The sequence below is a fragment of the Pseudomonas sp. NFACC37-1 genome (assembly GCF_900101575.1).
GTDB classification, from domain to species: Bacteria; Pseudomonadota; Gammaproteobacteria; order Pseudomonadales; family Pseudomonadaceae; genus Aquipseudomonas; species Aquipseudomonas fluorescens_AA.
Window position 1 is genome coordinate 57936 of the sequence record NZ_FMUZ01000033.1, and the last position, 11977, is coordinate 69912.

General features: G+C 53.0%; 11 protein-coding genes. All 11 read left to right on the plus strand.

Going from position 1 to position 11977, the window contains the following annotated elements; genetic code table 11:
• Nucleotides 1–38 precede the first annotated feature (38 nt).
• On the plus strand, nucleotides 39–1100 hold the full coding sequence (locus BLP82_RS24740) for a maleylacetate reductase (protein WP_092174276.1): 1062 nt from the start codon (nucleotides 39–41) through the stop codon (nucleotides 1098–1100).
• A 36-nt stretch (nucleotides 1101–1136) separates the two neighbouring features.
• Nucleotides 1137–2093, plus strand: coding sequence for a VOC family protein (locus BLP82_RS24745; RefSeq protein WP_092174279.1), 957 nt, complete (start codon nucleotides 1137–1139; stop codon nucleotides 2091–2093).
• Between the two features lie 8 nt (nucleotides 2094–2101).
• The gene (locus tag BLP82_RS24750) at nucleotides 2102–2764 is read left to right on the plus strand and encodes an alpha/beta hydrolase (protein WP_092174283.1); all 663 of its coding nucleotides are present in this window, start codon (nucleotides 2102–2104) and stop codon (nucleotides 2762–2764) included.
• A 28-nt stretch (nucleotides 2765–2792) separates the two neighbouring features.
• On the plus strand, nucleotides 2793–3704 hold the full coding sequence (locus BLP82_RS24755; protein ID WP_092174288.1) for an NAD(P)-dependent oxidoreductase: 912 nt from the start codon (nucleotides 2793–2795) through the stop codon (nucleotides 3702–3704).
• Nucleotides 3705–3720: 16 nt separating this feature from the next.
• A complete protein-coding gene (locus tag BLP82_RS24760; RefSeq protein ID WP_092174293.1) occupies nucleotides 3721–4107 on the plus strand; it encodes a carboxymuconolactone decarboxylase family protein in 387 nt (128 codons plus the stop codon).
• Nucleotides 4108–4158: 51 nt separating this feature from the next.
• Nucleotides 4159–4962: an N-acyl homoserine lactonase family protein gene (locus BLP82_RS24765; protein ID WP_092174297.1), complete on the plus strand. Its 804-nt coding sequence runs from the start codon at nucleotides 4159–4161 to the stop codon at nucleotides 4960–4962.
• Between the two features lie 102 nt (nucleotides 4963–5064).
• Nucleotides 5065–7833 (plus strand): winged helix-turn-helix domain-containing protein, encoded by a 2769-nt coding sequence (locus BLP82_RS24770; RefSeq protein ID WP_092174302.1) that lies wholly within the window; start codon nucleotides 5065–5067, stop codon nucleotides 7831–7833.
• 125 nt (nucleotides 7834–7958) lie between these two features.
• Complete coding sequence (locus BLP82_RS24775) at nucleotides 7959–9545, plus strand: phytoene desaturase family protein (protein ID WP_092174306.1); 1587 nt, start codon at nucleotides 7959–7961, stop codon at nucleotides 9543–9545.
• Nucleotides 9546–9549: 4 nt separating this feature from the next.
• Nucleotides 9550–9753 (plus strand): hypothetical protein, encoded by a 204-nt coding sequence (locus BLP82_RS24780; RefSeq protein WP_092174310.1) that lies wholly within the window; start codon nucleotides 9550–9552, stop codon nucleotides 9751–9753.
• A gap of 12 nt (nucleotides 9754–9765) precedes the next feature.
• Complete coding sequence (locus BLP82_RS24785) at nucleotides 9766–10143, plus strand: nuclear transport factor 2 family protein (protein ID WP_092174313.1); 378 nt, start codon at nucleotides 9766–9768, stop codon at nucleotides 10141–10143.
• A 35-nt stretch (nucleotides 10144–10178) separates the two neighbouring features.
• A complete protein-coding gene (locus tag BLP82_RS24790; RefSeq protein ID WP_092174317.1) occupies nucleotides 10179–11474 on the plus strand; it encodes an FAD-dependent oxidoreductase in 1296 nt (431 codons plus the stop codon).
• Nucleotides 11475–11977 lie beyond the last annotated feature (503 nt).

Below are 11977 nucleotides of genomic sequence, written 5' to 3' on the forward strand. Positions count from 1 at the left end.
AAAACTCATCTGAAACTGCCCAACGACCAGGAGCTTCAATGCAACCTTTTGTCTACAACGCCCTTCCTAGCCGAGTGATTTTCGGCTCGGGCACGATCACGCAGCTGGCTGACGAAATCAGGGCTCTGGGTGCGTCCCGAGCGCTTGTATTAACGACCAAGCAGCAAAAGAGCGATGGGGAGCGTCTTTGTGAGCAGTTAGGAGACCTGGCCGTCGGTCTTTATGCAAACGCGACCATGCATACGCCGATCGAGGTGACGAAAGACGCTCTGAAGTTCGTTGCCAGCAACAATGCTGATTGCGTCGTGGCATTGGGCGGTGGTTCAACCATCGGTCTTGGTAAAGCCATTGCACTCAATACAGATCTACCGCAGATAGTCATTCCTACGACCTATGCCGGTTCCGAAGCGACACCGATTATTGGCCAAACAGAGAATGGGCTGAAGACCACACAGCGCACGTTGAAAGTGCTGCCGGAGGTTGTTCTTTACGACGTTGATCTGACAATCACCCTGGCGCCGGAAATCAGTATTACAAGTGGGCTCAATGCAATTGCCCACGCAGTGGAAGCGTTGTACTCCAAAGATGCCAACCCCCTCATCACGCAACTTGCCGAACAAGGTATTGCTGCCTTGGCGAGCGCCCTCCCCCGGATCCATAAAAACCCTGGAGACCTCGACGCTCGTTCCGACGCGCTGTTCGGAGCCTGGGCGTGCGGTGTCTGCTTGGGTGCGGTGGGAATGTCGATCCATCACAAACTCTGCCATACGTTGGGTGGCAGCTTCAATCTGCCTCACGCCGAAACACACAGCATCGTCCTTCCGCATGCGACGGCGTACAACGCAGCCGCCGCCCCCGATGCCATGGCTCGTATTTGTCGCGCGTTGGGAGGCGTCAGTAGTGATGCTGCTGGAGGCCTCTATGACTTGGCATCCAGCCTCGGCGCACCTACTCGGCTCGAACAAATAGGTCTGCGCGAGCAAGACCTACCGCGCGCCGTGGAAATTGCCTGTTCCTCTCCGTACTGGAATCCACGGCCGATTGAGGCACAAGGCATTAAGCATCTGCTCGATAACGCATTTTTCGGCCGCCGCCCTTGATTGGCACTTGTTGAATGACAGCCTTTGGAGAACATCATGGAACTCAACCCGCATATCCTTCGCCATCACCACATCACCCTCAATGTGGGTGGTGCACAAGAAGACTACGATTTTCATACCAAAGTACTTGGATTGAAAAGCATCAAAAAAACAGGTCTGTATGATGGTTCCGAGCCGATTTACCACTTTTACTACGGTAACGACATTGGGGAAGAAAGCACGCTGATCACCTGCTTTCCAATGCGGCAGTCGGGACGAAAAGCACGCCGGGGAAGCGGCCAAGTTAAGACTTTGGCGCTCTCGGTACCAGAGTCTTCGCTGTCGTTTTGGGCTCGTCACTTGAGCAGTCACGGATTCACACCTGTTTTTCTGGAAAGATTTGGCGAGCGCCTGCTGCACTTCAGCCACCCGTGTGGAATCGAGTACGAACTTGTAGGCATCAACGACGATAATCGTAAGCCCTACTCCAATGGTGTCGTTCCGTCTGAGTTCGGTATCCGCGGCACTCACGGTATTACGGTATCGGTACGCGACATGGAAAACTCTGCCGAATTTATGCATTACGGCTGGACAGGCAGGCTACTCACAAGAGATGGTGCTTTCGTTCGCTACCAAGTAGGCAATGGTGGTTCGGGCACGATTATTGACTTCCAACTGGAGCCAAACTTGCCCCAAGGTTCGTGGGCCTATGGCGAAGGTACCGTGCACCACTGCGCGTTTGAAGTAACCGACCTTGATGTGCAACGTAACGTGAAACTCCACCTGGAAGGTATGGGTTACACCGACGTGTCAGAGCGCAAAGATCGCGGCTACTTCGACTCGGTCTATGTCCGAACCCCAGGTGGAGCACTGTTCGAAGCGACGGTCTCCAAGCCTGAAGGATTTTTGGTGGACGAACCCTTCGAAGACCTCGGCAAAACAATCCAGATCCCTCCTCAACTGGGCGCTCGCGCTCAAGAGATCGCCGCATACCTTGAGCCACTTAAGTTCTGAGGTGGCTCATGACCAACAACCCACATCTATCAATGCCAGTGCACTTCCTCGGGCCTTCGCCCAAGAAAGTCGGCGTGGCCACCATATTGATACACGGTCGCAATCAACAACCCTCAGACATGTTCGCTATGGCCGAGCGCATTGGCTTAGATGACATGCCGTACATCGCCTTGGAAGCGGCCGACAAAACCTGGTACCCCAATCGATTTATGGCCCCCGTTGCGGACAATAGTCCTTGGCTTGATTTCGCCCTCGACAGCATTACTTCCGTCCTGACCACCCTGGAGAAGATGTCGATCAAGCGAGAAAAAATTGTCCTCCTGGGGTTTTCTCAAGGTGCGTGCCTGGCGTGTGAATATGTTTATCGACATGCAAGCGCATACGGCGGGCTGGTCTCGTTGACCGGGGGGCTCATCGGCCCTGAAGGAATGACGTGGTCAACCGCTGCCGACTTGTCAGGCACTCCTGTTTTGATGAGCAACGGCGACCAAGATGAATGGGTTCCATTGCAACGTACAGTCGAGACTTCAGCGGTATTCAAAGAGATGCGGGCCAGCAACGTTCAACTGAACGTATTTCCCGATCGACCCCATTTGGTATCGGATGAAGAGATCGATTCGGTACGCTCACTGCTGCAACGCTTACTTGCGCCCCAAAAAATTAATGCCTGAATGGCACATGGCGGGAGACCATATTTAGATGGCAATTCCAACACTCGGATTCATTGGCCTGGGTACCATGGGTGAGCCAATGGCTCGTCGCTTGGTTCAGGCTGGCTTCGCACTGACGGTGTTCGATCTCAACGAAGCTGCCGTCGAACGCCTGCAAACACTTGGCGCCACACGCGCAGCCGATCCCAAGACAGTTGCAGATAACGCGCAAATAGTCTTCGCCAGTTTGCCCACTCCGGACATTGTCCAAAAGGTAGCGATTGGCGAGGGTGGCGTGATCCAGGGAGCGCAAGTCCGTGTCTTCATTGATCTGTCGACCACAGGTCCCCGTACGGCCAAAATAGTTGCAAATGCTCTGTTAGCGAAAAATGTAGTGGCCGTTGATTGCCCCGTCAGCGGCGGAGCAGCGGGGGCCGAGAAAGGCACGCTCGCCTTGATGGTGGCGTGCCCTGATGCCACCTATGAGGAGCTCTTCCCTATTCTGAAGAACATTGGGAAACCGCTGTTCTGTGGTGAGGCACCAGGGCTTGGCCAGACCATGAAACTGGTGAATAACCTGGTTTCCGTTACGGCATTGGCGGTCTCCTGTGAAGCGCTGGTCATGGGTGTGAAAGCAGGGCTGGATCCTCAAGTCATGCTCGATGTATTCAACGCTGGCAGCGCGCGCAACAGTGCTACCGCAGACAAGCTGCCTCGCGCGGTACTACCTCGTACATTCGATTTCGGATTCACCACAGCGCTGTCTCTGAAGGATACCCGTCTCTGCCTCGATGAGGCTGAGGCTATGGGCGTTCCCATGCCGGTAGGCAGTAGCGTTCGCCAAGTGCTCAACATGACCCGCGCAGCCTTCGGCGATGACGCTGACTTCACTCGCATCACCTGCTTGATAGAGCAATGGGCAGGCATCGAACTACCTACCCGCCCACTTAATGCCAACTGAAAAATAGGATCTCGAAATGAGCAAAGAGCTCTTTGATAAAGGATTTGCCAACCGTAAGGCCGTGCTGGGTGCTGCGCATGTCGAAAAGTCCTGGTCTGCGGCTGATGATTTCAATCGTCCAATGCAGGAACTCGTCACGGAGTATTGCTGGGGTGCTATTTGGGGGGATGACACCCTCTCCTTCAAAACACGCAGCATCGTCAATCTCTCCGCTCTGACTGCCATGAACCAGCATCACGAACTAGGTGTGCATGTCAAAGGCGCGCTCACTAATGGCGTCACCAAGGAAGAGATCCGTGCGGTACTGATGCAGGCCGCTATTTACTGCGGGGTACCTGCTGCCCTGGCCGCATTCCGAGTTGCCAGCGAGGCGATAAAAGCGTGGGAAGCCGAGCATGCCTGATCTTCAGCCGCCGACCTTTGGTCGGCGGCCCGAACGCAATTTGGAGGCTCCATGAACGCACTGCCCGACTACGAGGTATTCGCGATTCGATATGCCTGCGTTAATCGCCTCCGTCGAGACAACTTCATCGACAGTCACGACGCGCATGACATACCGATGCCGATGGACTATTTCGTCTGGCTAATCCGTAGTGATGAACACGTTTTCCTGGTCGACACCGGATTCAATCAATCAGCAGCAGACGCTCGTGGTCGCAAGCTCCTTCGCTGCCCCATTCGCGCGCTTGAAGCACTAGGAGTAACGCCAGCCGATATCAATGAGGTGATTATCACCCACATGCATTACGACCATGCAGGGAACGTGGATCTACTCCCCCATGCTCGCTTCCACCTGCAAGAGTCTGAAATGCGCTTCGCCACCGGAAGGTACATGCTGTATCAACCACTGCGTCAGTCCTTCAACGTCGAAGATGTCGTCAATCTGGTCCGAGGCGTGTATCAGCAACGTGTAGTTTTCCACGAGGGTGATGTGCAGTTAGCCCCAGGTGTAGAGCTCATTCATGTCGGTGGCCATACACTTGGATTACAGGCTGTGCGAGTGCACACAGCACGAGGTTGGGTCGTGCTCGCATCTGACGCAAGCCACTATTACGCAAATATGGAAGACGACTCGCCCTTCCCTGTTGTTTTAGATGTTGGGGCAATGCTCGATGGCTATCGAAAGCTGCGTTCGCTAGCCTGCTCCGCGGATCACATAGTCCCCGGCCATGATCCACGCGTACGAGAAATCTACCCGTTTCACGACGACCCAATGAACGACATCGTTGCTCTACATCTATCCCCCGAAGACACGTAGACAAGGGGCTATCAATAAGAGATTAGAGATGCATCGCCCCTCTGTAGGGGCTCAATAGTAACAAGAGGCCGAAAAATCGGCCCTAGCCGCGGAGACTGCCCCATGCGTAGTCATACCAATAGCATGTTCCAAACCCTGCATGCCCCCCTGCAGTTATCGCTGATAGCCTCAAAACTGTGTCCGATCACTGCCTGTGTTAATCTGGTTCCGTTTCCGCGCTTGCTCAAGCGCATGATGGCCTCGTCCAATACTCCGTTAACACTCGTTCAAGCTCCCCCTGGATATGGCAAAACTGGACTATTGAAGCAGCATTACCAACAGTTGAAGCGAGACGGCGCCAAGACTGCCTGGCTCTCGCTTGAAGACGGAGATGGAGACTTAGCCACGTTCAGTGCCTACCTCAAAGCAGCCCTGGAGCTTGTTGACCAACCGATCCCCGTAAACGGGCTGCTTACCAGGGTTGGAGAGACCAGTCTAGGCAAATCACTCACGGCCCTCTTAGAGCTTCTGCAAGGTGATCAGACGCCGATTTATCTATTCATCGATGATGTTCACCATCTTGCAGGTAGTGACGCGGTTCGCTGCCTTTCCATGCTGACGGAACGAGCACCACCACATCTGCACTTTATCCTCAGCTTCAGAGGTGAGCCTTGTCTATCTGTAGCCAGGCAGCGAATGCAAGGATTGGTTTCAGATATAAATGTGCGAGATCTGCGCTTAAATCATGAGGAAGCCGTCTCTCTCCTTCGCTTTCTAAGGGTGGAATCTCTTCCTGAAGAGCAATTAAGTCAGCTTGAGATCCGTCTTGAAGGATGGGCCGGCGGCTTGGTTTTAGCCGCACTTTTGCTGCGGCACGATCCTGATCAAGTGTATAACTTGGCCAATTTTTCTGGTGAGAGACGTCAGTTTTCAGAGTTCTTTCTGCAAGACGTACTGTTCCGTCAACCGCAGGAAATTCGCGACTTTCTGCTGCACACGTCTATCTTGGAGCGTCTCGATGCGGACGTTTGCAATGCGCTCACTGGACAACAGGATAGCCAAGCCATGCTCCGCGAATGCGAGAGTCGAGGGCTGTTCCTAATGGCAATGGACGAGGAGCAAAAAAGCTACCGATACCATCCACTTTTTGCAGAGTTCCTGAGGCGAGAACTTCGTCAGATAAACGAGAAGCACATGCTTCAGCTTCACATGTTGGCCAGTGAATGGTTGATTCAGGCCGGAGATTACGTGGGTGCCTTCAATCAAGCGATAGCTACAAAAGACTATCTCCGCTCAGCTGAAATTATGGATACCTACAACGTCGAAATCTTCTCGTCTAACGTTCATGCGTGGGCGCTCGTGGACATGTTGCCTGAGGAAGTTGCAATGCGATTTCCCGCCATTATCCTTAACCAAATTTGGCAGTTGGAGGTTCGTTGGCAATTTGAAATCTGCAAGACGCTGCTCGAAAAGGCTCAAGTACGCCTTAATCAGATCGAACGAGACAATCTTCTTCCCAAAAATCGCATTCAGACTCTTCGTTATGAATGGCTCCACCGAGAGCTGATGCTCGGTATGCTCGGCGACAACCCCTCCGCCGTCCAGGCGCAAGCCCAGTACCTACAGCAAAATTACCAAGACGCTCCCCCCTTAGTGAAAGGCAGTTTCTACACTGCAGAACTATATGCGCTTCGTGAGCACTATCAGCTCGATGAAGTGGAGCGTTTGAATACCATATGCATGGAAAACTTCAAGCGCTTACCCAGCGAAGCGGCACAAGTCTTCCACAATGCAGTTTTAGCACCCGCAAGGCTCGTTGCAGGTCGCACCCATGCAGCTATTCAGTCACTCAGCTCAGCCTTGCGCTCTGCAATAAAAATCACAGGCCATGGCTCACCTTTGGCGGCAATGATTGCGGTTCATTTGGCTAAAGTGCACTACGAGCGGGACGAACTGCAGCAAGCTCGTACGCTGCTTGAGCAGTACCTCCAGCATGCGAGTTACCTTGGTTTCGTCGATCAGGCAATTGCTGGTTGGCTGACGCGTGCACGCATAGCCATGATTGATGGTGACAAGGCTAACGCCTTTCAAATGCTAGATGAAGCAGATGTGTTCGCCAACGAGCATGGCTTCGAACGACTCCGCCTTTTCAGCATGGCCGAACGAATAAAATGGTTACTGCGCCAAGGTGAAGTAGACGAGGTCATTCGTCTTGGTCGGAAAAACAAACTACGAGGGCCAGTAAGCGATGTAACTCCTCATCGAAATGTGAGTACTCGCGATGAGGCGCGTGCCCTTTGTTGGGTAAGGGTCGCTCAAGCCGAAGACCGGCTTGTCGAAGCTCTCAACCTGGCGAAGCTGTGGAATCGTCATCTTGAAGCAGCCAACGCAGTTCGTAGCGCGCTTCGCTGGAATGTCATCATCGCGCATCTATCACTGCTTACCGGTGATGAGCGAGCTGCGCAACGTGCTCTGCGTAGAGCATTGTTCCAGGCAGCACCTTGTGGATTCATTCGCGTGTTCCTGGATGAAGGTGAATGGCTAGTGCGGTTACTACGCGATCAACTGCGGGCGGCAACACTCGAGGGGGAACCAGCGGACGCATTCGCAAGCAACCTATTGGAAAGAGTGGATGGTAGTGTTCCCGCCACTCCCACGCCAAAAGCAGCGCCCCATGAGCAAGGCAGCGCCATTTTCGGCGCTCTAAACAGCAGAGAATTAGATATTTTGAAGATGGTCAGCATTGGCATGCTGAATCGGGAGATAGGTATCAAACTCGGAATGACCGAAGGCTCCATCAAGTGGTACCTCCAGCAGATCTACGACAAGATCGGCATTCGCCGGCGTTCTCAAGCTGCGGAGAGGGCTCGCCAACTTGGCATCCTCCGATAACTAGAGCTGCAAGCTCTGCCTTGCGGCTCTACTCTCACTTTACGCTATCCATGGATAGGTGCTTGGTCTGATTGCTTGTCGCATCGTGAAGTCATTCGATTCGATAAAAACAAGAGGAACCAAACATGTCCATGGCTTACGATGTGGTAGCCATTGGCTCCGGCCATAACGGCTTGGTAGCCGCTGCGTATCTAGCAGCAGCCGGCAGAAAAGTTCTGGTACTTGAGCGTAACGCCTGGTTTGGTGGCGGCGTTGTCACGCGCGAACTCACGGTTCAAGGGTTCAAGCATGACCAGCACAGCGTTGGTCATATCTTCATCCAGGCGAACCCGCTAATACGCAACGATGAGTTGGGTCTCATCAGTAAGTATGGACTGAAGTACATCTACCCCGAGGTACCTCTAATCTCAGTGTTCGATGATGGAACGACTCTGAGCCTCTACCGTGATCGCCAACGCAATTACCAGGAGCTTGCAAAATTCTCCCAGAGAGACGCTGAGGCATACCTGAAATTCTCTGAGATCGCCGCTCACTATCTGCCTATGCTGATCGGCACGCTCTACTCAGCACCAGTTCCAATGGGTGCTCAGTTCGCCATGATGGATCAAAGCCCAGAAGGTCGAGAGATGTTTGCCACCATGATGAAGAGCAGTTGGGAAATCATTACCGACTGGTTTGAACATGAAAAAACGCGCCTGCACTTCGCGCGCATGGTTGGCGAAAACCTTGCTAGTCCGGAGGAGCTTGGCTCCGGTATTAGCTTGTTCATGTTCCTTGGCTTTATGGAAAAATACGGAATTGGTATTCCAGTCGGAGGCAGCGGTGCACTCACCGCTGCATTGATTCGTTGCATCGAAGATCATGGCGGCGAGGTCATTTCCGAAGTAGACGTCTCGATAATTGAGACCAAAGCTGGCCGGGCTTCGGCTGTGCTAACGCATGACGGTAGACGCTTCGAAGCTAAAGATGCAGTCATTGGAGGTATCCACCCACACCTCCTACGCGGGTATTTGCATGAGGCCGGCGTAGCGCCTCATGTTTTTGAACGAGCAGAACGAACGACTACTTCGCCTTGTGCCTGCATCACTATCCATGCATCACTGCAAGAAAAACTCCAGTTCAAAGCTGGGAACCATGTCGACAAAGCAGCCTTTATCGAACTGCTGCCGGTCAGTATTGCTCGCTTCCGTCGCTCATTTGATGATGTTCGATATGGCGAGCTGCCAAAAGATCCGCTTCTTGCCCTCGCATCCCCGACAAACATTGACCCCAGTCGCGCTCCGATGGGCAAAGCCACCATGCACGCTTGGGCTTACGTTCCATTCGAAGTTGACGGTCGCCCTGCTGCGTATTGGGACGAGATCAAGGAAGCCTATGCCGACCGACTGCTGGAGCGCATGTCACCCTACTTCCATAACTTGAGCAGCAATCTGATCATTGGCCGCCATGTCGACACACCTCTCGATATGCAGCGCACATCTCCAAGCTTCCAGCGTGGCGACCTTCATGGGATCGCAGGACACCAGCACCAATTCGGTGCTCACCGACCAACTCCAGATCTTGGCCGAAACACTGTTCCAGGCGTCGACCGGCTGTATCTGGTAGGCCCATTCCAACACCCGGGCGGCGGTGTTTTCGGTGCCGGCCGCGCTGCCGCAATGCGTGTATTCGACGACCTAAAAATGAACTTCAGCCAATTTAATAAGGCGTAATGCAATGAGACTTTATTCCCCCGACGGTAGCGAACTGATGAAAATCGATGCCTTAGAGCGCGATGGAAATCGACTGATTCTGAAGGGAACCGCGTTTGGAGCAATGCCGATATCTGCACAGCTGCGCCCCGAGGAGCTGCGCGGCGGCTTCCGACTTCTAAGCGCAAAACTCACCCTGTTCCTGATCAGCATGCTGCTAAGACGATGAGGTGCGAGCTCCATGCAAACCTCTTCGAATCGCTTAATCGCACTTGAATATCTGACGCTCATTGAAGCCGGCGACCTAACGAATGCCTTGGAACTGGTCAGCGATGATGCCGTGATTTGGTTACCGAACACTGGCGAGATAGACAAGGCCACCTTCGCGAACTTCCTAGGCTCTGTATTGCCGGCTATTCGCTCAATGAAATTTACCATTCGCGGCATAACCGAAGACGGAGAGCGTATTGCTGTCGAGGTAGATGGACGAGCTGAGTTGAACAACGAGCGCATCTACAACAATCGCTATCACTTCCTGTTCATCGTTCGGAATGGGCTGTTGCAGAAACTGAAAGAGTTCACCGATACCGCTCCCGCAATAGAAGCTTTCAAACCCTGATCCAAGTACTCGAAAAACAACAAGAGGAATACGCGATGACTGCAGGTAAACGCATCATCATTATTGGGGCCGGGCCTGCTGGCCTTGTTACTGCATTTGGTTTGGCTCAACGAGGGGCGCAAGTCACCGTCATTGACCGCGAACCACAAGTGGTTGACTCACCTAGAGCGATGGTTTACCTGCCTTCGACAGTCAAAGCCCTGGATAGAATTGGACTACTCGAAGCGGCCAAAAAACTCGGGCCGGAAAGTTACGACTATCAATGCTACTTTGCCCAGTCTGGCAACGTGGGACGAATGGATCATCGCCTTGTAGAAGACCTTACGCCTTATCATTACGTCCTGCATTTTGGTCAGGATGTGCTTGCCAAAATGATACTCCGACGACTCGTTACTTTTCCTGGTAGTCAGGTGCTCTGGAACACAACGCTGGACAGTATTGAGCAGCATGATGATTGTGTGGTTGCAAACATCAGTGATAGCAGTGGTAAGCATCAGCTCGAAGCAGATTGGCTGATCGGTGCTGATGGGGCACGTAGTACGGTGCGCAAACTGATAGGTGCAAGCTTTGACGGCTTTACCTGGCCAGACACATTCATGGCCACTAACATATTCTTCGACTTCAGCAAGCATGGATATGCTGCCTCCAACATGGTTTCTGACCCGGTAAATTGGGCAGTTATCGCACGGGTGAACAACGATAATCTGTGGCGCGTAGCCTACGGTGAAGACAGCAGTTCAAGTGATGAAGAACGCATGGCTCGAGTCGATCAGCGGCTGCGCCATTGGCTACCGAAAGGGGCTGAGTACCGTTTGGAACGAGCCAACTCTTATCGAGTGCACCAACGAGCGGCCTCAACATTCCGTGCAGGACGGGTACTGCTTGCCGGCGATGCTGCGCATGCTACCAACCCTATCGGCGGCATGGGCTTCACCTCGGGCATTCAGGATGCCATAACGCTCATTGATACTTTTGAGAAGCTATTCAAAGGGCAGGCAGGTGACGATGTGCTTGATTGGTATGCCTATGAGCGCCGCCGTATTTTCCTCGAAGTTGCTAATCCAACCGCCATTGAATTCAAGCGTAGAACCCAAGAGGCCGATCCTGAAAAACGTGCCGAAGATGAGCGTAACTTCCTTGGCATGACTGGCAACCATGAAATTCTACGCGGTGCACTGATGTCGGTCTTCGGCTTGGAAAGTCGTCCATATCAATCTGATTGGCGAGAGGCTGTGATTAAGCAGGATCAAGAGCGAAGTGAAGCCGAAAAGCAGAAAGCTTTAGTCGGTGGCACAACCAGTACGTTGAGCCACACCAGTGAGATTGAGTAATCACTCAGAGTTGAGCCGGCTCATTGCGTAACACGTCAAGGAACTGAAAATCCCGGCCACACTGCCGGGATTTTCATTGTGCACTCGCTAGAAATTCATACAGTGAATCACTCGACTATAGTTTGAAACGCTAGGCAGCGCTGTCGCGCTACCTCGGTGCGGGGCCGTACTCATAGATAGCAATTGGGCCGAAAACCAGGCAATGGGCTGTTGGACACAAGTAGTAGCCCTTCGCAGGGCTCTACACAGCGATCGGAAATACCTTCAGGAATGCTGCTAGCAGGTCAACACAAGGTATATGGGTTCTTCTGATCCGGTACAGAGGATTGAGCAGAACAGTTACGTAGATGACGTGGCCGGACGGTTACCAATAGGGCAACTATAATGAGGTACGTTCGTCAATTGATGGTAAGCGTTCCATAAACCCCACCGATTTGAAGTGGGCGGCGCAGTCAGCTAGATGACGACGGCGAACAGTTCCATGGCAGTAGGGCCTCGTAATC

Excerpts from the sequence above, each read along its gene's own strand:
- BLP82_RS24785 (WP_092174313.1), top strand. The coding sequence starts at position 9,766 with ATGCAAACCTCTTCGAATCGCTTAATCGCACTTGAATATCTGACGCTC.
- BLP82_RS24745 (WP_092174279.1), top strand. The coding sequence starts at position 1,137 with ATGGAACTCAACCCGCATATCCTTCGCCATCACCACATCACCCTCAAT.
- BLP82_RS24755 (WP_092174288.1), top strand. The coding sequence starts at position 2,793 with ATGGCAATTCCAACACTCGGATTCATTGGCCTGGGTACCATGGGTGAG.
- BLP82_RS24770 (WP_092174302.1), top strand. The coding sequence starts at position 5,065 with ATGCGTAGTCATACCAATAGCATGTTCCAAACCCTGCATGCCCCCCTG.
- BLP82_RS24775 (WP_092174306.1), top strand. The coding sequence starts at position 7,959 with ATGTCCATGGCTTACGATGTGGTAGCCATTGGCTCCGGCCATAACGGC.
- BLP82_RS24765 (WP_092174297.1), top strand. The coding sequence starts at position 4,159 with ATGAACGCACTGCCCGACTACGAGGTATTCGCGATTCGATATGCCTGC.
- BLP82_RS24750 (WP_092174283.1), top strand. The coding sequence starts at position 2,102 with ATGACCAACAACCCACATCTATCAATGCCAGTGCACTTCCTCGGGCCT.
- BLP82_RS24760 (WP_092174293.1), top strand. The coding sequence starts at position 3,721 with ATGAGCAAAGAGCTCTTTGATAAAGGATTTGCCAACCGTAAGGCCGTG.
- BLP82_RS24780 (WP_092174310.1), top strand. The coding sequence starts at position 9,550 with ATGAGACTTTATTCCCCCGACGGTAGCGAACTGATGAAAATCGATGCC.
- BLP82_RS24790 (WP_092174317.1), top strand. The coding sequence starts at position 10,179 with ATGACTGCAGGTAAACGCATCATCATTATTGGGGCCGGGCCTGCTGGC.
- BLP82_RS24740 (WP_092174276.1), top strand. The coding sequence starts at position 39 with ATGCAACCTTTTGTCTACAACGCCCTTCCTAGCCGAGTGATTTTCGGC.